Source organism: Psychromonas sp. (assembly GCF_047632955.1).
Lineage (GTDB): Bacteria > Pseudomonadota > Gammaproteobacteria > Enterobacterales > Psychromonadaceae > Psychromonas.
In genome coordinates, this window is the sequence record NZ_JBLIED010000002.1 from 194,545 (window position 1) to 216,661 (window position 22,117).

Sequence of the window (22,117 nt, forward strand, 5' to 3'; positions counted from 1 at the left end):
AGCCAAGGCGGAGATTATTCGACTAAACGAATGCCATTATCTTCAATATCTATCACTTTCTTACGATATAACTGACCGATTGTTTTTTTGAAATTAGCTTTACTCATTTTTAAAATTTTGGCTATTTTCTCAGGTGAACTTTTATCCGACAGCTGCAGGTAACCCTGATGCTGTTTCAAGGTTTGCACAACACGCTCGGCTAAGGAATCAATTTTTCCGTAACCTATCTGGGTCAGGGTCAAATCAATTTTGCCGTCTTCGCGCATCTGCTTGATATACCCTTTGCACCTTTTACCAATGCCCATCTCACCAAAAATTTCGCTTGGGAATAAAACGCCCCAGTGTTTATTATTAATAATCGCTTTAAAACCGATATCGCTTCTTTCTGCGATTAATAAATCGACTTTATCGCCGACTTTATAGGTTGCTTCTTCTTTGTCTAAAAAACGATCCAGTTTTGAAGAAGCGACTAAACGCTCGCTTATATCATCTTGATAAATATATACAATATATCCATAACCTTCTTTCATCGGTATTTTTTGCTGATTAAAAGGAACCAATAAGTCTTTTGGTAATCCCCAATCTAAAAACGCGCCTGCTCTATTTGTATCAACGACTTTCAGAGAGCTAAATTCACCCACTTCCGCTTTAGGTTTTTGGGTGGTAGCAATCAAACGATCTTCTGAATCACAATACAGAAAGACCACCACCGTTTCCCCGATTTTCATATCGTCGGTGACATAACGGCGGGGTAATAATATTTCACCATCGGCCTGCCCATCAAGGTACAGCCCGAAATCAACTTGCTTAATAATAGTGAGCTCATTATAAGCACCAATTTTAATCATAACTTTCTCTTTTTAATTTAAATGCCCGGTGATCAATTACCACGGGGTGATGTTATCTGTTTTAGACTAGCCAAATTATCTAGTTAGGCAGGTTTGTTGATCACCGCAACGGTCAGCCGTGATGTACAAACCAGTTGCCCTCTTTCGTTGTTTATTGCAATTGACCAAATTTGTGTTGTGTAACCAATGTGCAGCGCCGTTGCCGTGCCGCTAACAATCCCGGATTTTACACCGCGGATATGATTGGCGTTAACTTCCAGACCCACACAAACTTTACTCGGCGGAACGGCCAAATTAGCCGCCAGGCTGCCCAGGGTTTCAGCTAATGCCACAGATGCACCGCCGTGTAACAGCCCAAAAGGCTGGACGGTGCGTTGATCAACGGGCATTGTTCCGGTGAGTGAGTTATCACCCACCTCGGTATATAAGATCCCCAAGTGCGCGGTCAGTGTATTTTCACTGGTGGCATTTAAGCGCGCCAAATCGGTGTTTTTTTTCCAAATCGACATTTTTATCCTGTGCTTTTTTTTCAGTAAATTATTTTCTATCTATAAAATTTTTATAAATTGCTATAGAATTTCCAGTAGCGCCTGTACAGGGTGTTTTAAGGTCTGCCCTTCTATGCGCTTAACTTGACTGCGGCATGAATAACCCGTTGCCAAACATTGCCCGCGCTCACGTTTAGCAATTTCAGCTTCCCAGCTTAGACTGTAGATGGCTTTTGAATCGGCCAGATGAGCCGCATCATGACCATAAGTACCGGCCATACCGCAACATCCCACGGGCACATTAATAAACTGAGCGCCAAAATGATTAAATATTGCAGCCCAGTCTGTGCTTGATGTCGGCTCTGCGGTGACTTCTGTACAGTGACCCAATAAAAAATATTGTTTGCCGTTTGATGCTTTTTTATCACCGCTTAAACGCGTTAACAACCACTCCTGGAAAAGCTGCACATGAAAATTACCGCGATTTTCACCCAATGCTTGTTTGTACTCGTCACGGTAACACAATACCATGGCCGGATCTGTCCCCACCATAGGAATATTAAGGTCTGCCATTTGATTTAAAAATTGTGCTGAATCCTTGGCCGTTTTAGCAAATTTATCCAGAAAACCTTTAATATGCTGCGGTTTGCCGTTGGCTTTAAAGGGCAGAATCACCGGTTTATAACCTAATTTTTTAATCGTTAAGACCACATCTCTGACCACATCCGTATCATAAAAAGTGGTAAAAGGATCCTGTACTATCAGCACGTACTCTTTACGTTGCGCATCGGTTAATGCCTGCAACCTGCTTAAATCAAACTCAACAACATCTTGATTTTTAAGTGAAGCGCTCAGTGTCGGGCTTGAAAGTAAGGGGATATCAACCATGCCCACAAACTTTTCGGTTAATGTGGCGGTCAGTTTCATGCCCATGAAAAAATTAAAAAATTGCGGCGCTTTACCCATCACCGGGGCGTACTGCTCGACGTAGGCAACAAAATAATCTTTTAAGGGGCGTAAATAACGGTCGTGATAAAGATGCATAAAACGGGCCCGGAAAGTGGGCACGTCCACCTGAATAGGACACTGGCTGGTACAGGCTTTACAGGCTAAGCAGCCCTGCATCGCTTCCATCACTTCGTGTGAAAAGTCATATTCACCTTTACGTTTGCCCAGAGTATTGGTAAATTTCCGGAATATACTGGCATTTTTACCGGCGTAAAGATCCTCTTCGAGTTGTAATACATCGATATCATTATTGGCTAACTGACGTAACCATTCGCGCATTAAACCCGCACGGCCTTTAGGTGAATGACGGCGATCGCGGGTTATTTTAACCGAGGGACACATCGGGGATTTTGTATCATAGTTAAAACATAAACCGTTACCGTTACAGTCAATGCTCTCTTTAAAACTTTCGCGCACCTTGATCGGGATTTGACGGTCAAAGGTCCCGCGTTTTACCGCGTCGACACTGACTAGCAACTCATCGGAATTGATAGGTGTACAGATTTTCCCCGGATTGACGCGGTTTTGCGGATCAAAGACGGCTTTAATTTTACGTAACTCGGTAAACAATTCTTCACCAAAAAATTCAGGACTGTATTCACTGCGAAAGCCCTTACCATGTTCTCCCCACATTAACCCTTTATATTTAGAGGTTAATGCCACCACCTTATCGGAAATGTTACGCAGCATTTTTTCCTGCTCCGGATCGCACATATCCAGCGCCGGACGGACGTGTAATACGCCGGCGTCGACGTGACCAAACATGCCGTAATGGAGATTATGATCATCCAATAACTGCCGGAATTCAATAATGTAAGCCGCTAAATTTTCCGGCGGAACGCAAGTGTCTTCCACAAATGCAATCGGTTTTGCGCTGCCTGCGGTCTTGCCTAACAAGCCGACCGCTTTTTTACGCATGCCGTAAATTTTATTAATATCGTCCAGATCATTACAAATTTGGTAAGCAATCACACCGGCTTCTTCACTGGCAATTAATTGATCTAATTTGATAATTAAATCGTTAACCTTTTGCGCTTGTATTTGCTCGTCTTCCTCAACAAATTCAACGACATTTAAACCTTCGACAATTTTATTCGGCACATCGGTGATTAAGCGGCTGACGCTGTGCCAGACAATATCTTGTTTGGCCAGGTTTAAAACTTTGGAATCAATGGTTTCGACCGATAACGCATTAGCCTGCACCAAAAAAGGAGCATTTTGTAATGCCGATTGGAAACTGTCGTATTTAACATTAAACAGGGTGCGATAAGTGGGAATTTTTTGCACGTGTAATTTGGCTTCGGTAATAAAAGCCAGAGAGCCCTCTGCGCCGCACAAAATACGGGTTAAATCCACCGACCCCGTTTGCGCATCATAAACGTGCTTTAAATCATAACCGGTTAAGAAGCGATTTAGCTTGGGAAAGCCCTGCTCAATTTGCGGCTGCTTACCCGCGCAGGTTTCAATCACCTGACGGTAAACAGCACCAATACTGTCCTGACGGGCACTCTGTTCTGCTAAAGCATCACCCATAAGCGGTGCACTGTCCAGAACCTGACCGTCTACCAATACCGATTTTAATGCCAGAACATGATCACTGGTTTTACCGTAAACGAGCGACCCTTGTCCGGAAGCATCACAACTTACCATACCGCCAATGGTAGCGCGGTTACTGGTCGATAAGTCCGGAGAAAAAAACAGCCCAAAGGGGCGCAAATAGTCGTTGAGCTGATCTTTAACCACGCCGGTTTGTACCCGCACCCAGCCTTCACCCTCATTCAGTTCAATAATTTGATTCATAAAACGGGACAGGTCTAATACCAGGTCATTGCTTAAGGACTGGCCGTTGGTACCCGTGCCGCCACCACGAGGTGAAAAACGAATATTTTTAAATTGCGCATCTTGAGCAAGTTTACAAATCTCAACAATATCCTGGGTAGAACGAGGAAACAGAACCGCCTGCGGCAAACATTGATAAACACTGTTATCCGTTGCCACAGCAAGACGACTAGCATAACTTTTTTCTATTTCGCCACTATATTTTGTTGCACTTAAGGCGCTTAAAAATGCAAAGTAATCTTGTTTAATATTCTCTTGATGAGATAAGTTTGGGATCATGTCTAAAGTACCCTAGTCGGTTAATTACTGATATGCAGATTCAAAAATGGCTGTTATTTTAACACAAGTTTCAATCTGTTTAGATTTATAATTTTACGTTAAAAAATCGCATTTAGTAAGATTATCTGAGGGTTGTTGCGCTAGAAAATAAATCAATAAGCGGTGTAAATGGATTTTTATTTCTCTCAGAGGCTATGATTGCAGAAACAGAGGTCTCATGATATATCAGACAGGCTAAGTCACATCATTTATGATACATTCTTCAAATGTAATATAAAGCATAATGTTGAGTATCAACTGGCAGTAAATCGCAAATTTTTCAGGCTAAATTAATGGATTTGGTATCAGGTTTAACAATTAAATACGGAGTATAAAATGGCAATTTCGACAGCAAATTTTGCAGGCGGATGTTTTTGGTGTATTGAAGCAGCTTTTAATGCTTTAAAGGGCGTAGAAAGTGCGGTTTCGGGTTATACGGGCGGCGAAACTGATTCTCCTACTTATGAAGATATTTGTACTGGTACAACCGGCCACGCCGAAGTTGTGCAGATCAAATTTGATGATGCCGTTATCAGTTATCAGGAATTATTAACTGTTTTTTTCAGTCTGCATGATGCAACCCAATTAAACCGTCAGGGTCATGATACCGGCACGCAATATCGTTCGGCGATTTTTTATCATGATCTGCAGCAAAAGCAACTGGCAGAAGAATTTCTTCACCTGCTGGAGGAAAAACAAATATTTTCGAAGAGTATTAAAACAACGATTGATAAGTTAGAAAAATTTTACCCCGCTGAAGATTATCATCAGGGATACTTTCTTAAAAATCCGGAACAAGGTTACTGCTCTATGGTCATTCAACCAAAATTTAATAAATTTAAAGAAAAATACCAAGCCGCATTAAAAGAAGGTCTCACTAGTTAGACATGCTTATGCAGATGAATCAGGTAAGTGTAAAACTTGTTTTTGATGAGGGGTGATGCACTTGCCCCTTTGTACACCTTCGCTTTTCTGCACACTCTCGCCTATTAATCGTCACCTTCAAGATCTTTTAATCGAAGGTGTGACAAATTTATCAGGAACAAATTTGAACGTTGGAATTTACGACAACGACCTGAAAGGCGTAGGGCAGGACGCCCGAAGTAATTTACGACAGTTCAGTATTAAGAACGGGCAGAGCTCTGCGAGTCGTTAGTTATTTACTCAGCACGCCTGAAGGCGCGGTTCCAAATGCTGGTACACATATGTTTTCGGAACTGAGCCTTTAGGCTCGGCTGTTCGATTGTTCCTACGCTCTGCGTGATGATGCCGCTTTGGTATTTTAATCGGAGGTCTGTGATTTACCCAAGCCCGCCTGAAGGCGCGGTTCCAAATGCTGGTACACATATATTTTCGGAACTGAGCCTTTAGGCTCGGCTATTCGATTGTACCTACGCTCTGCGTGATGATGCCGTTTTGGTGTTTTAATCGAAGGTCTGTGATTTACCCAAGCACGCCTGAAGGCGCGGTTCCAAATACTGGTACACATATGTTTTCGGAACTGAGCCTTTAGGCTCGACTGTTCGATTGTTCCTACGCTCTGCGTGATGATGCCGCTTTGTTTTTTTGATAGTGAGCCAGCACCACCAGCAAAATACCGGTGGAGACTAATATCGCTGAAACAATAAAATCTAAGCTGATTGACTCGCTCATAAATACTACGCCGCCCAGTGCTGCAATAACAGGCACCGACAACTGTATTACCGACGCCTGCGTAATTGATAATCCCGGCAATGCCAAATACCAGCAATAATAACCCAATGCTGACGCCAAAGCACCGGATACGCTGGCCAATAATATACCCTGCCAGCTATAGATAATTTCTGAATACGAAAACAGGAACAATATAAAAATAAAAGGTAGAGTGCGTAAAAAATTTGTATTAGTAGCAGACAAAGGATCACGGCTGCCTTGCCCTTTTAGAGTATAAAAAGCCCAGGCTATCCCGGATATGGCCATTAACACAAAGCCCATCAGTGACGGTGTGCTTAAGTTTGGTAAAACCAGATAAACAAAACCACTGAACGCAATAAGCAAACCCAGAAACTCCATAAAGGCTAAACGGTTGCCTTGCAGGTGATTTTTAATCACCATGGTAATTTGAACCGCAGCAAACAACACTAATGCCCCGGTGCCGGTATCAAGTGACAGATAAGCAAAGGAAAAACTGCCGGCATAAATAAATAACATCAACGCGGCAAACCAGCTGGATTCAGGTTTAACAGCGGCCAGTGCATTAGCATTGGATTTATGCCTAACATGCAGCAGAATAGTCAACATCACCATCGCTGATAATAAACGCACTATGGTAAAACCAGCCGCGTCGATATCACCCGCCCCTAAAGCCAGGCGTGCAAGAATTGAATTAGCGGCAAAGGCCAGCAACGCTAATACAGAAAACAGAAATGTATTTAACCCGAGTGATGATTTCATAACAAATGTTCTCTTCTGCCGGCTATCAGGCGATAACAAAGGCGCTGACAAGACCAATCAGGCCACCAAACACACCGCCCCAAATAACCAGCCAACCAAGGTGACGTTTGATCATTTTTTGAATAATGTTTTTAACAATAGTCGGGGTTAATTCACTTAAACGCTGCTCAATAATCTGCTCAACTTTGCTTAAAATGTCCTGCATTATCTTCGGTTGTTCAACTTCGTCTTTAAGTAGCTGAATAAATTTATCATCATTAGTCATTTCAATAATGGATTTTTTCATGTGTTCGATAAAGGGTTCACGCAGCGGTATCAGTGCCTCTTTACCACCAAACATAACCAGCATTCCGCCAAATGACGAGGCCATAATAACCTCCACCAAACCATCATAGGTCGGATTTAAATCAACTTTTTCAATCACCGGTTCAAGGTTGATGCTGGCCGCCGAAAAGGATCCGGCAGTTAAAAAACGATCGACGTTTTCAGGGGTGAAAAATTCATCCATCATTAATCGGTGAATACTTTTTTTGAATTCCTCAAAATGGGCCGGTACAACACCTGAACCATACAAAAAAGGTACTTTTTCGAATAACATGAAAATGGCCAGCCAGTTAGTTAATGCACCGGACAGCGCAAATAAACCCACCATGGTTAGAATAGCCGAAAGCTCTGTTTCATCTAGCAATAAACCGACCGCTAAAATGGCGGCTGATACTAAATTGGTCAATAAACTTTTATTCATTTTTTTTCCTGTTTTAATATGTATACCAATTCCACTAATTAGGTGATCTATTTAGGCGCCGGAAAAACTCATGAAAGCAAGGCATTAATTGCAGTAACTAGTTGTTCTAATTATAAAATTAATAACAAAGACTAAAACGTAGTTTTATGTCTAGCTAGCATGTGTTTTAACCAGCATAAATGAGCAGACAATTAATGGATTTGGTATTATCTTTTTACACAAAAAATCCAGTGCCGAAGCGACTGGATTTGGTATTGTATAACTAAACCTAGAAGCAGAATTAGTTGCTCTGTTCTTCTTCTCGTAGTTTCAAACTGCGTAATGCTTTATCTAAAACGCCGTTGACGAACTTGTAACTTTCGTCCGTAGCAAAGTCTTTTGCTAATTCAATCGCTTCGTTTAAAACCACTTTATGTGGAATATCCGGGCGCTGAGTTAACTCAAACATGGCCAGACGTAATACGGCTTTATCGACCATATCAACATCTTCAATTTTACGAGAAAGATAAGGAGATAATTTTTCATCTAAAGTATCAACACGATGAATAACACCGGCTAATAATTCTTTAAAATAAGGAACGTCGGTTTTTGACATATCCTGATCAACACTGAATTGCTCAATAATTTGACCGGCATTCAGTTTAGTGATTTGCCATTGGTAAATTGCCTGTACCGCAAATTGACGGGCGCGTCGGCGCTCAGCTGGTTTCATTTTCATTATCCAAGCTCCGCCAATACATTAACCATTTCTAATGCACTTAAGGCCGCTTCACTGCCTTTATTACCCATTTTAGTACCCGCACGTTCAATCGCTTGTTCAATTGAATCTGTTGTTAATACGCCAAAAGCAACCGGCACGTCAAAATCCAGAGAGACTTGAGCAAGGCCTTTATTACATTCGTTAGCAACAAATTCAAAGTGTGGTGTACCGCCACGAATGACGGTGCCTAATGCAATAATTGCATCGAATTTTTTAGAGGCTGCGACACGTTTAGCGATCAATGGCAGCTCAACGGCACCAGGTACACGAACGACAGTAATATTATCATCAGCAACTTGACCAGTACGCTTAAGGGTATCGATTGCTCCTGCTAATAACTGCTCGTTAATAAAGCTATTAAAACGAGAGATAACAATTGCTATCTGCGCTTGTGGTGCAGCTAAGCCACCTTCAATAATTTTCATTTCCTACCCTTATTACAAAATTTTGTGAATCTTAACACATTTTTATTATTTGTTAACTGTATTACGAATGACAATACGGGCTATTCCGTAATGTAATCGACCACTTCCAAACCAAATCCTGATAACGCATGGTATTTTTTCTCGGAGCTTAACAGGGCCATTTTCTGCACGCCTAAATCACGCAGAATCTGCGAACCAACACCCACGCGGCGGCTAACTTTTGGTTCTCTTTTGGCCACACGTTCACCGGCATCTTCATTGGCAATTTGTTTTATTTGTTCAATTAATGAATTAGGAGTTTCCTGATGGCCGAGCATAACCAACACGCCACCCTCTTTATTTAAACGCTGCAGCGCAGCATTTAATGGCCAGGTGCGTTTACTTAAGCGATCAGAAAAGAAGTTATCGGCGAAGGTGTTTTGTAGATGCACACGCACATTGGTGGTTTGCCCTTCTTTAATCTCACCGTTAACTAACGCAAAATGAACTCGTTTATCAATAGTGTCCTGATAAGCGATTAAATCAAAGTCACCAAATTCTGTCGGTAATTTGCAGGTGCTGACACGTTCAATGGTGGTTTCATTGTTATTACGGTATTCAATTAAATCCGCAACGGTGCCTAATTTAATGCCGTGCTTCTCGGAAAAAATCTCAAGGTCTGCGCGGCGAGCCATGCTGCCATCTTCATTTAATATTTCCACAATCGTCCCTGCTGGCTCGCGACCGGCCAGGCGAGCCAAGTCACAACCCGCTTCAGTGTGTCCGGCACGGGTTAATACACCACCCGGTTGGGCGCGCAACGGAAAAATATGACCGGGCATAACAATATCTGCAGGTTGGGCGTTTTTAGCCACGGCAGCGAGTACCGTAGCTGCGCGATCTGCCGCTGAAATACCCGTTGTTACACCAAGGGCAGCTTCAATAGAAACCGTAAAGTTGGTCGAAAATGCCGCCGTATTATCATCTACCATTAATGGTAATTTAAGCTGCTCACAGCGCTCAGCCATTAATGTTAGACAAACCAGACCACGACCATAGGTTGCCATAAAGTTAATGGCTTCCGGAGTGACTAGATCGGCTGCCATAATAAGATCGCCTTCGTTTTCGCGATCTTCATCGTCCATCAAAATAACCATTTTACCTAAACGAATATCTTCGATAATTTCAGCGGTAGTACTTAATTTCATTTTGTTCCCTTATTATTCTTTTACGATTTAACCTAAGAAACCACTTCGAGCGAGCAGAACCATGGTTGATTTATGTTCATTGTGACTTGTCGATGCTTTCTCACCGAGCATTAAACGTTCTAAATAACGGGCAATAAGATCAACTTCTAAATTCACTTGGATAACCACTTTATAGTTGACCTATAGCATTTGCGACTTAACCTAAGAAACCACTTCGAACGAGCAGATTTATGGTCATTGTGACTTGTCGATGCTTTCTCACCGAGCATTAAACTTTCTAAATAACGGGCGATAAGATCAACTTCTAAATTCACTTGGATAACCACTTTATAGTTGGCCTATAGCATTTGCGACTTAACCTAAGAAACCACTTCGAGCGAGCAGATCCATGGTTGATTTATGGTCATTATGACTTTCAGCGGCTTTTTCACCGAGCATTAAACGTTCTAAATAACGGGCAATAAGATCAACTTCTAAATTAACTTGGGTGCCTACCTTGTAGTTCACCATAGTGGTTTGCGATATGGTGTGCGGGATAATAGTCAATTTGAAAGCAGCACCGTCAATTTCATTGGTGGTTAAACTCACACCATCAACGGTAATAGAGCCTTTTTCTGCGATATATTTAGCCAGTTGGGCAGGCGCTTTAATCCAGTATTCAACGGCATTACCAAGCGGATTAACGGAAGTCACTTCACCCACACCATCGACGTGCCCGCTAACAATGTGTCCGCCAAAACGGTCATTCATCTGCATCGCTTTTTCTAAATTAAGTAAAAAACCGCTTTTAATTTGCGAAAAACCGCTGCGTTTTAATGTCTCATGGGAAAGATCGGCATCAAACCCGTTATTATTTAACTTGGTAACCGTTAAGCAAACGCCATTATTGGAAATGCTATCACCCAGTTTTACATCACTTAAATCAAGGCTGCCCGAATCCACGCTGATGGTGATATCTTTGGCATTGTGTTTAATGGCAGTTACCTTTCCCACTGCCGCTATAATTCCTGTAAACATACTAACCCCTGTTACTTGTGATGCGAATATCATTGCCAATCAACTGCACATCCTGCAGCGTTAATTGCACAACATTGTCCATGGTTGAATAATCAGGCAAGTTTACTAAGTTTCGAGCCTGACTGCCCATTAATTTTGGTGCTTGATAAAGGATAAACTGATCAACCAGCTGCTGATTAAAAAATTCACCTGCGAGTGTCGCCCCGGCCTCAACCCAAAGGTCATTAATTTCATAATCACTTAACTGGGTTAACAACAGCTTAAGGTCGATACGCCCCTGGCCATCATCGCTGCCGATCAGCTGCTCTATATCAGCGCCTGATTGATTTTGATTATCTAATAAATCGTTGCGCGGAAGTAGAGATACCAGCAGCACTTTACCTGCAAGTGAAAACAGCTTTTCCTTCAGGGTCAATTTATTGTGGGAGTCTAAAATAATGCGTATCGGTTGGCGTATTTCAGAGGCCGTCAACTCCAGATCAAAATCAGGATGATTTTTTAAGCTTTCATAGCGCACATTTAAGCTTGGATCATCGGCAATCACAGTCGCGCTTCCGGTTAATAACGCACTTTGCTGGGCGCGAAAATACTGCACGTCACAGCGTGCTTCAGCGCCTGTGATCCATTGGCTTTGACCATTTTTAAGAGCGGTTTTACCGTCTAAACTGCTGGCTAACTTAACCGTGACACGAGGCTGTTTAAACTGCATACGTTTAATAAAACCACAGTTTAAATCCATCGCTTCATTTTCCAGCAGGCCAAGGTCAACTTTTATACCCGCATCGATTAATATTTTAATGCCCTGCCCGGCAACCTTAGGGTTAGGATCAACCATCGCCACGACCACCCGTTTGACACCGGCTTTGGTTAAAGCTAAAGCGCAGGGCGGCGTACGGCCGAAGTGGGAACAGGGCTCCAGGGTCACGTAACAGGTTGCACCCAGAGCTTTGTCTTTAGCCATCGCCAGCGCATTTACTTCCGCATGTCCGAGGCCGGCTTTTTGATGAAATCCTTCGCCTACTATTATCTCATTGGCGACAATCACGCAGCCTACATTGGGATTGGGTGAGCTGGTAAAGCGCCCTTTTTTGGCCAGCATGATAGCACGGGCCATATAGTGTTTATCTAAATTCGAAAAAACCGCAGTATTCATTAATATTCAATCTTCTACATTAACAAGAGTAAAAACAGTAAAAATTTTAGCCTAACAAGCATAATGCCATCGAGCTTAAAATCACTCTTCGAGCTTGGCTATTTCTTCACCAAACTCTTTAACATCTTTAAAGGAACGGTAAACCGACGCAAAACGTATGTAGGCAATTTTATCTAACCCTTTCAGTAATTCCATTACCAATTCGCCGACTATTTTAGAGGTAATTTCACGCTCACCGGTCGCCCGCAGGGTTGATTTAAGTTTATTAACCGCCGCATCAATGTCTTCCAGACTCACCGGTCTTTTTTCTAAAGCACGGTTAATACCCACCAGCAATTTATCATCATTAAAGGGTTCACGACGTCCATCGGACTTAATTAAACGCGGCATCAGCAGTTCTGCAAATTCATAGGTAGTAAAACGTTCATTACATTCATTACAACTGCGCCGACGACGGACTTGAGATCCTTCTGACACTAAGCGCGAGTCGATTACTTTAGTATCTTGAGCATTACAAAAAGGACAGTACATTTAATCTCACTCTTATTCAGAATTAAGGTTCAGAATTAATGCCAAGCATAAAAATTGACCGGATCTATTGAAAATATCAGGAAGTTACCCTGCATTTAATAGTAATGGGTAATAATACTCTGTTTATAAGCAAATTACTTGAAAATGCATTTCAAGTAATTTGCTTATGAATAATTTTTTAACGGCAAGCTCAAAAAAAGGGTAAAAAAAAGCCACGCAATGCGTAGCTTCTAATTGCTTATTCGTTACAGATTATCCGTAAACAGGGCAAGCTTTACAAAGTGCAGCAACTTTAACTTTAACCGCTTCAATGGTTGTCGCAAGTTTAGCTTCATCTTTGATTGCATCAAGAATGTCACACATCCATAACGCAAGCTCAGCAGACTGTTGAGCATTCACGCCACGACGTGCCAGTGCCGGAGTACCGATACGCAAACCGGAAGTCACAAAAGGAGAACGCGGATCATTCGGCACAGAGTTTTTGTTAACCGTAATATGCGCATTACCTAAAGCAGCATCCGCTTCTTTACCGGTAATATCCTGAGCGATTAAATCAACCAGGAAGAGATGGTTTTCAGTGCCACCGGAAACGATTTTGTAACCGCGCGCCAGGAATGATTTAACCATCGCTTTCGCATTATCTAAAACCTGTTGCTGGTAAACAGCAAATTCAGGCTCAGCACACTCTTTAAATGCAACCGCTTTAGCCGCAATAACGTGCATTAACGGACCACCTTGCTGGCCGGGGAAAACTGCTGAGTTTAATTTTTTCTCAATCGCTTCATTGGCCTTGGCAAGAATAAGGCCGCCGCGCGGGCCGCCTAATGTTTTATGGGTTGTAGTAGTAACAACATCAGCAAAAGGTACAGGGTTAGGGTAAAGACCCGCAGCCACTAGTCCTGCAACGTGCGCCATATCAACAAACAGATAAGCACCTACTTTGTCGGCGATTTCACGAAATTTAGCCCAATCAACAATACCTGAATAAGCAGAGAAACCTGCGATAATCATGGTTGGTTTATGTTCGATAGCAAGACGTTCAATTTCAGCGTAATCTAGAATGCCAGTTTCAGGGGTGATTCCGTATTGCACTGCATTGTACATTTTACCGGAAAAACTAACGTGAGAACCATGGGTCAAATGGCCACCATGAGCAAGACTCATGCCCAGAATAGTATCACCCGGTGCACAAAGCGCCTGATAAACTGAAGCATTAGCTTGTGAACCCGAGTGCGGCTGGACGTTTGCATAATCCGCACCAAATAAAGCCTTCGCACGTTCAACGGCTAAAGATTCCGCCACATCAACGTATTCACAACCGCCGTAATAACGTTTACCCGGGTAACCTTCTGCGTATTTATTGGTTAACTGACTGCCTTGCGCTTCCATTACACGTGGACTGGTGTAATTTTCTGATGCAATCAGTTCAATGTGGTCTTCTTGGCGCTGAACTTCATCAGTTATTGACTGCCACAATTCTGGATCATAATCGGCAATATTCATATCACGGTTAAACATGCATAACTCCTGCTAGGTCTGGTTTCAAATAGGCTTATTTATTGATGTAACGCATTTTACGCAAACTTTCCCCCGTTGCATAGCGTAAACAAATGAATAATTTTAAGATTTAAAATGAGAAAAGCGCGTATTGAGCAAGATACAGCCCTTTTATCATTAACCGGAGTGTTTTATTTTCCGTTGCTTTGCCCTATCATCGGGACACAGTCTTTTTCTTTTCTTTAATAAGAGCAATCATTCATGGCACAGTTTATATACACAATGGACCAGGTGAGCAAGGTCGTTCCACCCAAGCGCACTATTTTAAAAGATATCTCCCTGAGTTTTTTCCCCGGCGCAAAAATTGGCGTATTAGGCTTAAACGGCTCAGGTAAATCAACCTTATTACGTATTATGGCAGGTCTAGATAAAGAGTTTGCCGGTGAAGCACGGCCTTTATCGGGCACAAAAATCGGTTACTTAGCCCAGGAGCCGGTATTAGATCTTAATAAAAACGTCCGCGAAACGATTGAAGAAGCGGTCAGCGAAGTTAAAAATGCCTTAAGCGACTTAGATGCGCTTTACGCCGCCTATGCAGAGCCCGACGCAGACTTTGATGCACTGGCAAAACGCCAAGGTGAATTAGAGGCCATTATTCAGGCACACGACGGTCATAACTTAGACAACCAATTAGAGCGTGCTGCCGATGCACTTCGCCTGCCAGCCTGGGATGCAAAAATCTCAATCCTTTCCGGTGGTGAACGCCGCCGTGTGGCCTTGTGTCGTCTGCTTCTCGAAAAACCGGACATGTTATTACTGGATGAACCCACCAACCATTTGGATGCAGAATCTGTTGGCTGGTTAGAGCGTTTTTTACATGACTATGAAGGGACTGTTGTCGCCATTACCCACGATAGATATTTTCTGGATAACGTCGCCGGCTGGATTTTAGAGCTGGATCGCGGTTACGGTATTCCATGGGAAGGTAACTACTCATCATGGCTGGAGCAGAAAGATGAACGCTTAAAACAGGAAGCCTCTCAGGAAAAAGCCCGTCAACGCCAAATTGAGCAGGAGCTGGAATGGGTTCGTTCCAACGCCAAAGGCCGTCAGTCTAAAAGCAAATCACGTTTATCGCGCTTTGAAGAGCTCAACAATCAGGACTTTCAAAAACGTAACGAAACCAATGAGCTGTTTATTCCACCGGGTCAGCGTTTAGGTGACCAGGTAATTGATGTCAATCACCTCAGTAAATCCTTTGACGGCCGAGTATTAATTGATGATTTAAGCTTCAGTATTCCCAAGGGCGCCATAGTCGGCATTATCGGTGCCAACGGTGCCGGTAAATCCACCCTGTTTAAAATGTTGTCTGGAGCGGAAAAACCCGATTCAGGTGAAATCACCATAGGTACAAGTGTACAACTCGCCAGTGTCGATCAGTTCCGCGACCATATGGATGATAAAGTCAGCGTGTTTCAGGAAGTCTCCGGCGGCAGCGATATTATTAAAATTGGCAATATCGAAATTCCAAGTCGTGCTTATCTGGGTCGCTTCAACTTTAAAGGCGGCGATCAGCAGAAGATTGTCGGCAATTTATCCGGCGGTGAACGTGGCCGTTTACATCTGGCTAAACTGCTTAAATCCGGCGGCAACGTTTTATTACTCGATGAGCCCACCAATGACCTTGATATCGAAACACTGCGTGCCCTAGAAAATGCCCTGCTCGATTTTGCCGGTTGCGTCATGGTTATTTCCCATGACCGCTGGTTCTTAGACAGAATAGCTACCCATATCATCGACTACCGCGACGAAGGCAAAGTGAATTTCTACGAAGGTAACTTCACGGATTACGAAGAATGGATGAAGAAAACCTACGGCGCCGCATCTATTGAGCCGCATCGTATTAAATACAAACGCATTTCTTAATCTAAAAAGAGAGCTGAACTTTAAGCTTTAATACTTTAAATAAGCCTCCCATTCGGAGGCTTATTTGTATCTACCGCCAAGCCTGAAGGCTCAGTTCCGAAAACACACCAGAATCCACGCATTAACTAAATCATCCCAAATAGATACTCTGTATAGTACAGAGGGAGGACAATATTCGTTGTTTCAAGAGCATCTGAACCTTGAGTACCCGTAAGCTTAATCGTTTTATTGGGGTTGTACCTCTCCATGTATGCTTGCAGTGACTTTGCCTTTGTACGGCGTCCACTTTTTACTTCTACGGGAATAACTTCTCCCATCTCGTTATTAAGGATAAATTCAATTTCAGCCGTTGCTTGAGTCCATGAGCTGGTTGGCTCCCGGTTTAAAACAGCAAACTCTTGTTGAACAAAATTCTCAGCAATATACCCCTTATATTCGTAGCTCTGCTGCTTAATCTCGATATAGCCCGTTGAAAGCATATGATTCAATAACCCCACATCGAACAGAAACAGCTTCACTACGTTTTGCTTTTGATAGCCGGCAAAAGGCGTACGAGGCATTCCGTCAATAGGATAGTTTTTCAGTACAAGGCGACATTTATGCAGCCAAGTAATTGGATTTTCAAAATCACTGTAACGTGACTTTTTAGGGTAAACATCTTTAAACTGGAATCTTTTTACTGACTGATCTAAAACGCCGGATAACTGGCTCGGTACACTGCTAAATACTGCTTCTATAAGTTGAGCATTCACCTTAGCTGAATATTTACCGAAGTCTCTAACATACCCATCAACAAGGTTTGCATGGATCGTATTAACAGCATCAACCCTTTCTTTTGTACTGCTTGTGCTGTCTGAAAACCACGCACTCACAGCCTCAGGCATTCCGCCAACAAAATAGTAGTCAGTAAGCTTATCCATTAACTTAAGGTGAACAGCGGCATTTGATGCCTTGCTGTTATACGCCTTCAATAACGCCTTTTCGTTGGAAGCAAGCAAGAACTCTCCAAAAGATAGAGGTCGTAGGTTATGCTGCTCTACCTTCCCAACAGGAAAGGACTCTAATAACCCAATATTAGAGCCGCTTGCCGCAACATACATTTGAGGTGCTTTCTCAGCAAAATACTTTAACGAAGTGACGGCTCGTTGACATTCACCGATTTCATCCAGTATTAACAGATCTTTATCAGGATTTAAACTTTTTCCAGTAAGCAATTCAATGTTATCAAGGATATCTTGCGGTGTTTTTCAAGGGAGTTGTCGCCTGATGTTTAAATTTATGCCACCTTATTCTCTTTTATTTCAACCTTTGATTTCTCGGGGTTAAGAGGAACCTCTTTAATTGGCTCCCAATTCTTAATGTCACCCGACCAACGACTTGGGTTTTGTGCTTTCGCTCTGTTATAAACGTCCACTCGGTTTAATAAAATATCATTATCAAGCCCCTGATGACGATGGGATGGCGTCACGAATTTAATACCACTATGACGGTGCTCATCGTTATACCACTGACTAAACCCGATCACCCATTTCCGGGCATCATCAAGATCAGAAAACGCTTTTTCAGGGTATTCTGGCCGATATTTTAATGTCCTAAATATTGACTCAGAATAAGGATTGTCATTACTCACTGACGGTCGGCTAAATGAGGGCATTACACCTAATTCTTGTAGTGTTGCCAGCATGGTTGCTCCTTTCATTGGGCTACCATTATCAGAATGTAGCGTAACTTGATGAGGCTTCACCTCCTCTCGCAAGCAAATATCGGTCATCAAATCAGCCGCCAGTGCACTGAGTTCCTCACTGTGTACCTGCCAGCCAACAATTTTACGACTAAAAATATCAAGCACTAAATATAAGTAAAAAAAGCTTCCTTTAACCCTTGTCGGTAAATAGGTAATGTCCCATGTATACACTTGATTGGGCGCGACTGCTGTTAAGAATTTTGGCTTAATCACCCTCCTGGCAGGCTTGTCTTTTAGTCGATGCTGAAGCTGCTTTTCCTTTTTTAATATCCGATAAATAGTCGATTCTGAGCCAATATATATTTCTTTATCTGCCAGTATCGGTACGATTTGACTCGCGGGTAAATGGGCAAATTCAGGCTCATTGACCACTTTTAATATTCGTTTCCGCTCAAGTGCTGTTAACTTATTTTGGGGCGAACGTATTGCTTCTCTTCGGCCATCGTTGTCATTGCTCGGCTGAGACCATCGCTGTAGCGTTTTGGCACTCATCCTAATCACTTCACAAGCCGGCGCTTGTCTAGCACCCGCATCGGTTGTTTCTTTTACAAGACGTAAAATAGTTTGTCGCTCTGAACTGGTACTTAATTGTCCTCGTCGTTTCCCCAAATCTCGTGGACTTTTTTTTTGAGAACCAATAACGCAGCCGTTTCTGCTAACGCTTTATCTTTACGATTAAGCTCTTTTATTAATGATTTATTTTCTCGCTTTAAGGTTTTGATTTCTGAAGGGGAAACCACTTTTTGTTTGGGAGAATTACCATTAATAAAATCAAGCTTCCATTGCTTAACATGATGAGGATAGATGCCTTGCATTCGACAATGAGCGTTGAGTGCTTCGCCGCTCAAAGCGGCACATGTCGCAACCATATTAAGCCTTTCTTCTGAAGTCCAATCTTGCGGTCGTTTATCATTATCCATGCTTGTGATCTCATCATGTGAAGCTGTTTCAAATTCTTGGTTGCTCGCTTTAACAATCCACTTATTGAGTGTTGAAGCGCCAATGCCTAATGTATTAGCTATCTCAGTTAATGTGGTATTTTCATTTCGACTAAGTGCCTTTTCGACTGCTTGTATCTTAAATGATGTAGTAAATTTTCTCTTCATTATAATTGCCTCTAACTAAAAATTAGAGGCGACAACTATCCTGACACAGGGGGCTTGCGGGGAGAGAGAGCCTGCGAATGCATTGGCTAACGCTGGTTTTTCCAAAAAGTCCAACCTAACTACCTTATCAAAGTGGGCACCCAGTAAGTCACCCAAAAGGTAGGTTTTCCCCGTCTGCCTTGCACCATCTATAAGTAGAGGCTTTCTCTGTGTCTTTTTCTTCCACTCTAAAAGTTTGCTCAATAATAATCGTTTCATCGTTTATGCTCGCTTGATATCTCGTTATTTAACGAAATTATACAATTATCTGTGCTTAACTAAAACAACATTCATCATGAAAAGTGTACTAAATACCTATTATTAGTACTAAAAAGTGTGATTATAAACTTTTATTCGTACTTTAAAATGTAAAAAAAGATCACTCCCCCTACCCTACTACGTCATTCACTAACCACCGTAAATACCAACAGATAGATCCCCGATCAAAACACCTCGAGGATGACGATTTAGGAAACATTTCGCGAATGGCAACACCCCCCGTCATTCCCGAGGTCACTTGATCGGGAATCTTAATGCAGATAAAAACCAATCGGCTGGTTAATATCAAATAAATAAAAGATCCCCGATCAAAACACCTCGAGGATGACGATTTAGGAAACATTTCGCGAATGGCAACACCCCCCAGTCATTCCCGAGGTCACTTGATCGGAGGTCTCAATTCTACGACAGTTCGATACCTTGAATGGTCTAAACTCTACGCGCCGTTGATCATATTTTTTACTGTCTAATCACTCATCGAGATTCCCGATTAACTGACCTCGGGAATGACAGGATGGTGTTTTGGGAATAACACCGCCCTATTCCCGGTCATCCCCGAGGTGTTTTAATCGGGGATCTGAATTGAAGGACAGTTCACTACTATGAACGGGTTAAACTCTACGCGCCCTATTTTACCCGTCACCTCCGAGGTGTTTTAATCGGAGGTCTCAATTCAACGACAGCTCGATACCTTGAATTATCTAAACTCTACGCGCTATTGATTATATCTTTTATTGTTACTGTTTAATCACCCCGGGCGTCCAGCTCTCCGCCTTTCAGGTCGTTGTCGTAAGTTCCAACGTTCAAATTTGTTCCTGACAAATTTGTCACTTCCCGATTAAAAGACTTCGGGAATGACAGGGTGGCGTTATTCGGCATGACAGTGCCGTATTATCCGTCACCTCCGAGGTATTTTAATCGGAGGTCTCAATTCAACGATAGTTCGATACCTTGAACGGGTTAAATTCTGCGCGTCATTAATTATATCTTTTTCTCGTTCCCAGCGCTCTGCGTGGCAATGTAAATACCGCACGGGTTATTTGTAGGCTTTCGCTTGAAGCATTGGGTTTAACTTTATTTTTTGGAGTTTAGCCCTTGACGGCGACTTCAGGCCCAGCAGTTTTTTTAATCGGAAGCCTGGGCATTTATCAATTGCTCAAGACCGCCTGCCTAAAGACGGGATTCCAAATGTCGTGCAACTTAAAAGCGAGATGGCGGTGTGTTTTTGAAACTGAGCCTTTAGGCTCGGCGTTTGTTTGATATTAGCTAACCGCTCAGATTTTGTGCAATGTTCTCTAAGATTCCCGATTAAAAGACATCGGGAATGACAGGGGATGGTGTTTTGGGAATGACAGTGCCCTATTCCCCGTCACCTCCGTGGTGTTTTAATCGGAGGTCTCAATTCAACGATAGTTCACAACTATGAACGGGTTAAAATCTGTGCGCCTTTAATCATATTTTTATATTGCTACTGTTATGACGCATTAAGATTCCCGATTAAAAGACTACGGGAATGACAGGGTGGCGTTATTCGGCATGACAGTGCCGTATTATCCGTCAAACTTTCTTAAATATTTTTTCGAGTTCATTTAAACCACTTTCAGCAAAATCAAATAGCGCTAAGTAGGTGGCTTTTTTTATCACTGCTCGGATAATTTCGGGCTCGATATTCAAATAGTCGTGAACCAGCGCATTTCTCATCCCAATTATTTTACGCCAAGGCACTTCATTAACGGATTCAACACCTTGCTGCGATAACTTTTCAAAAGCAGAATAAGCATCTGCCGGAGCCGTTTTAGTTGAGGCATAACACCAATGCTTGGCGATGCCGATACAAGCCTCTATAAGCACTTGCAGTGTCCGCTCCGATGCACGATATTCATAACGGCTTAATACGCGCTCGTCTGTAATTTCAGTTAGACCTTGTAGTTCGCTTTTTAACTCTGCAAGGTGCTCGCGCATTGAAAATAGATAAGTGTCATCCATAAATTGTCTTCTTATTTTTGTAGTGATATAAATAATCTATTTCCCATTTTGACATGATGCGTTGTTGCTCCTGAAGCTGTCTGGAAATATTTTTACTTAATAATAACTGACCACTTTTAAGTACTGACATGGCAATTGGAATAGGTGCATTGCTCATATCTAAGATACTTACATCACCTTCCTGCAAATTTAGTTTTTTTTGCCATTCGATGGCTAACAACTCAGGTCGTATTCTACGCTCTATGACCTCATCAACCCATGTTTTAAATACAACCGCTAAATCAATATCGCTGTGTTCATGCGCACACCCTTTGGCGTAAGAGCCATAAAGCCAAAGCAGTTCGATATCATCATCTGCTTCTGCTAATTTTATTATTTGCGGTTTTAATTTTTTAAAATTCATCTTGCACCTGAAAAAATACGAGGGGGCAACTCTTTCATTTTGCCGTTCTTTTTTATTTACTTTTTACTTGTTATTACTATACGGCTCACCAGTAAATAATGCACTTTAAAATGCTCGACTATTTGCTTCATTGTGTAACCGCCCTTTTAAGGTAGGATTTTTGTGTGTTTTCGGAACTGAGGCTTTAGAATAGGTGTTTGTTTGGTATTCGCTAGCCGATTGGCTTTGTTTTATGCTTTCGCTTTTCTCGTTCCCACCGCTCTGCGTGGTAATGTAAATACCGCACGGATTGTTTGTAAGCTTTAGCTTAAGGCGTCTGGTTTAACTTTTATTGTTGGAATTTCGCCCTTGACGGCGACTTTACTTCTCTTTGAACGGCCAAAGA

The 22,117-nt window shown here is 42.3% G+C and carries 18 protein-coding genes and 1 pseudogene; 2 read left to right on the top strand and 17 right to left on the bottom strand.

Going from position 1 to position 22,117, the window contains the following annotated elements; all coding sequences use genetic code 11:
* Positions 1–14: 14 nt before the first annotated feature.
* The 3 genes from ACJAZP_RS02580 to ACJAZP_RS02590 all read right to left on the bottom strand — a co-directional run bounded on the left by ACJAZP_RS02580 (position 15) and on the right by ACJAZP_RS02590 (position 4,462).
* Positions 15–848 carry a S1 RNA-binding domain-containing protein gene (locus ACJAZP_RS02580; protein WP_415229172.1) on the bottom strand — a complete coding sequence of 278 codons (834 nt, stop codon included), beginning with the start codon at positions 846–848 and terminating at the stop codon, positions 15–17.
* Between the two features lie 83 nt (positions 849–931).
* Positions 932–1,357: a hotdog fold thioesterase gene (locus tag ACJAZP_RS02585; protein WP_415229173.1), complete on the bottom strand. Its 426-nt coding sequence runs from the start codon at positions 1,355–1,357 to the stop codon at positions 932–934.
* Between the two features lie 60 nt (positions 1,358–1,417).
* Entirely contained in the window at positions 1,418–4,462 is a 3,045-nt protein-coding gene (locus tag ACJAZP_RS02590) for an FAD-binding and (Fe-S)-binding domain-containing protein (RefSeq protein ID WP_415229174.1), read from the bottom strand.
* Between the two features lie 375 nt (positions 4,463–4,837).
* Between ACJAZP_RS02590 and msrA the strand changes: the two genes are divergently transcribed.
* A complete protein-coding gene (gene msrA / locus ACJAZP_RS02595; protein WP_415229175.1) occupies positions 4,838–5,386 on the top strand; it encodes a peptide-methionine (S)-S-oxide reductase MsrA in 549 nt (182 codons plus the stop codon).
* A gap of 648 nt (positions 5,387–6,034) precedes the next feature.
* On the opposite strand, the gene ACJAZP_RS02600 is transcribed toward msrA, so the two are convergent.
* The 10 genes from ACJAZP_RS02600 to glyA form a co-directional block, all read right to left on the bottom strand.
* Positions 6,035–6,934 carry a DMT family transporter gene (locus tag ACJAZP_RS02600; RefSeq protein ID WP_415229176.1) on the bottom strand — a complete coding sequence of 300 codons (900 nt, stop codon included), beginning with the start codon at positions 6,932–6,934 and terminating at the stop codon, positions 6,035–6,037.
* Between the two features lie 25 nt (positions 6,935–6,959).
* Positions 6,960–7,679 (bottom strand): DUF445 domain-containing protein, encoded by a 720-nt coding sequence (locus ACJAZP_RS02605; protein ID WP_415229177.1) that lies wholly within the window; start codon positions 7,677–7,679, stop codon positions 6,960–6,962.
* Between the two features lie 280 nt (positions 7,680–7,959).
* Positions 7,960–8,391, bottom strand: a complete 432-nt coding sequence (nusB, locus tag ACJAZP_RS02610) for a transcription antitermination factor NusB (RefSeq protein WP_415229292.1) — start codon at positions 8,389–8,391, stop codon at positions 7,960–7,962.
* 5 nt (positions 8,392–8,396) lie between these two features.
* Complete coding sequence (ribE, locus tag ACJAZP_RS02615) at positions 8,397–8,864, bottom strand: 6,7-dimethyl-8-ribityllumazine synthase (RefSeq protein ID WP_415229178.1); 468 nt, start codon at positions 8,862–8,864, stop codon at positions 8,397–8,399.
* Positions 8,865–8,944: 80 nt separating this feature from the next.
* Entirely contained in the window at positions 8,945–10,051 is a 1,107-nt protein-coding gene (ribBA, locus tag ACJAZP_RS02620) for a bifunctional 3,4-dihydroxy-2-butanone-4-phosphate synthase/GTP cyclohydrolase II (protein WP_415229179.1), read from the bottom strand.
* A 27-nt stretch (positions 10,052–10,078) separates the two neighbouring features.
* Positions 10,079–10,207, bottom strand: coding sequence for a hypothetical protein (locus tag ACJAZP_RS02625; protein ID WP_415229180.1), 129 nt, complete (start codon positions 10,205–10,207; stop codon positions 10,079–10,081).
* 198 nt (positions 10,208–10,405) lie between these two features.
* The gene (locus tag ACJAZP_RS02630; protein WP_415229181.1) at positions 10,406–11,068 is read right to left on the bottom strand and encodes a riboflavin synthase; all 663 of its coding nucleotides are present in this window, start codon (positions 11,066–11,068) and stop codon (positions 10,406–10,408) included.
* Position 11,069: 1 nt separating this feature from the next.
* Positions 11,070–12,221, bottom strand: coding sequence for a bifunctional diaminohydroxyphosphoribosylaminopyrimidine deaminase/5-amino-6-(5-phosphoribosylamino)uracil reductase RibD (gene ribD, locus ACJAZP_RS02635; protein ID WP_415229182.1), 1,152 nt, complete (start codon positions 12,219–12,221; stop codon positions 11,070–11,072).
* A gap of 81 nt (positions 12,222–12,302) precedes the next feature.
* A complete protein-coding gene (nrdR, locus tag ACJAZP_RS02640; RefSeq protein ID WP_415229183.1) occupies positions 12,303–12,752 on the bottom strand; it encodes a transcriptional regulator NrdR in 450 nt (149 codons plus the stop codon).
* 252 nt (positions 12,753–13,004) lie between these two features.
* Positions 13,005–14,270 carry a serine hydroxymethyltransferase gene (gene glyA / locus ACJAZP_RS02645; protein WP_415229184.1) on the bottom strand — a complete coding sequence of 422 codons (1,266 nt, stop codon included), beginning with the start codon at positions 14,268–14,270 and terminating at the stop codon, positions 13,005–13,007.
* Positions 14,271–14,510: 240 nt separating this feature from the next.
* Between glyA and ettA the strand changes: the two genes are divergently transcribed.
* Positions 14,511–16,175, top strand: a complete 1,665-nt coding sequence (ettA, locus tag ACJAZP_RS02650; RefSeq protein WP_415229185.1) for an energy-dependent translational throttle protein EttA — start codon at positions 14,511–14,513, stop codon at positions 16,173–16,175.
* Between the two features lie 125 nt (positions 16,176–16,300).
* Here the strand turns inward: ettA and ACJAZP_RS02655 are convergent.
* The 4 genes and pseudogenes from ACJAZP_RS02655 to mntA form a co-directional block, all read right to left on the bottom strand.
* Positions 16,301–17,416, bottom strand: a pseudogene (locus ACJAZP_RS02655) (ATP-binding protein); the annotation flags it as partial.
* A 35-nt stretch (positions 17,417–17,451) separates the two neighbouring features.
* Positions 17,452–19,025 (bottom strand): IS3 family transposase gene (locus tag ACJAZP_RS02660; protein ID WP_415229186.1). Its coding sequence is split into 2 segments (ribosomal slippage): positions 17,452–18,551 and positions 18,551–19,025, totalling 1,575 coding nucleotides; the frame shifts between segments, so codons are not numbered across the junction.
* A gap of 1,875 nt (positions 19,026–20,900) precedes the next feature.
* Positions 20,901–21,329, bottom strand: coding sequence for a type VII toxin-antitoxin system HepT family RNase toxin (hepT, locus tag ACJAZP_RS02665; protein WP_415229187.1), 429 nt, complete (start codon positions 21,327–21,329; stop codon positions 20,901–20,903).
* Positions 21,322–21,732: a type VII toxin-antitoxin system MntA family adenylyltransferase antitoxin gene (mntA, locus tag ACJAZP_RS02670; RefSeq protein ID WP_415229188.1), complete on the bottom strand. Its 411-nt coding sequence runs from the start codon at positions 21,730–21,732 to the stop codon at positions 21,322–21,324. Before mntA ends, hepT begins: the two co-directional genes overlap by 8 nt.
* Between the last annotated feature and the right edge of the window lie 385 nt (positions 21,733–22,117).

Excerpts from the sequence above, each read along its gene's own strand:
- ettA (WP_415229185.1), top strand. The coding sequence starts at position 14,511 with ATGGCACAGTTTATATACACAATGGACCAGGTGAGCAAGGTCGTTCCA.
- ACJAZP_RS02605 (WP_415229177.1), bottom strand. The coding sequence starts at position 7,679 with ATGAATAAAAGTTTATTGACCAATTTAGTATCAGCCGCCATTTTAGCG.
- ribE (WP_415229178.1), bottom strand. The coding sequence starts at position 8,864 with ATGAAAATTATTGAAGGTGGCTTAGCTGCACCACAAGCGCAGATAGCA.
- ribD (WP_415229182.1), bottom strand. The coding sequence starts at position 12,221 with ATGAATACTGCGGTTTTTTCGAATTTAGATAAACACTATATGGCCCGT.
- hepT (WP_415229187.1), bottom strand. The coding sequence starts at position 21,329 with ATGGATGACACTTATCTATTTTCAATGCGCGAGCACCTTGCAGAGTTA.
- ACJAZP_RS02580 (WP_415229172.1), bottom strand. The coding sequence starts at position 848 with ATGATTAAAATTGGTGCTTATAATGAGCTCACTATTATTAAGCAAGTT.
- ribBA (WP_415229179.1), bottom strand. The coding sequence starts at position 10,051 with ATGAAATTAAGTACTACCGCTGAAATTATCGAAGATATTCGTTTAGGT.
- mntA (WP_415229188.1), bottom strand. The coding sequence starts at position 21,732 with ATGAATTTTAAAAAATTAAAACCGCAAATAATAAAATTAGCAGAAGCA.
- nusB (WP_415229292.1), bottom strand. The coding sequence starts at position 8,391 with ATGAAACCAGCTGAGCGCCGACGCGCCCGTCAATTTGCGGTACAGGCA.
- ACJAZP_RS02600 (WP_415229176.1), bottom strand. The coding sequence starts at position 6,934 with ATGAAATCATCACTCGGGTTAAATACATTTCTGTTTTCTGTATTAGCG.
- msrA (WP_415229175.1), top strand. The coding sequence starts at position 4,838 with ATGGCAATTTCGACAGCAAATTTTGCAGGCGGATGTTTTTGGTGTATT.
- ACJAZP_RS02590 (WP_415229174.1), bottom strand. The coding sequence starts at position 4,462 with ATGATCCCAAACTTATCTCATCAAGAGAATATTAAACAAGATTACTTT.
- ACJAZP_RS02630 (WP_415229181.1), bottom strand. The coding sequence starts at position 11,068 with ATGTTTACAGGAATTATAGCGGCAGTGGGAAAGGTAACTGCCATTAAA.
- nrdR (WP_415229183.1), bottom strand. The coding sequence starts at position 12,752 with ATGTACTGTCCTTTTTGTAATGCTCAAGATACTAAAGTAATCGACTCG.
- glyA (WP_415229184.1), bottom strand. The coding sequence starts at position 14,270 with ATGTTTAACCGTGATATGAATATTGCCGATTATGATCCAGAATTGTGG.
- ACJAZP_RS02585 (WP_415229173.1), bottom strand. The coding sequence starts at position 1,357 with ATGTCGATTTGGAAAAAAAACACCGATTTGGCGCGCTTAAATGCCACC.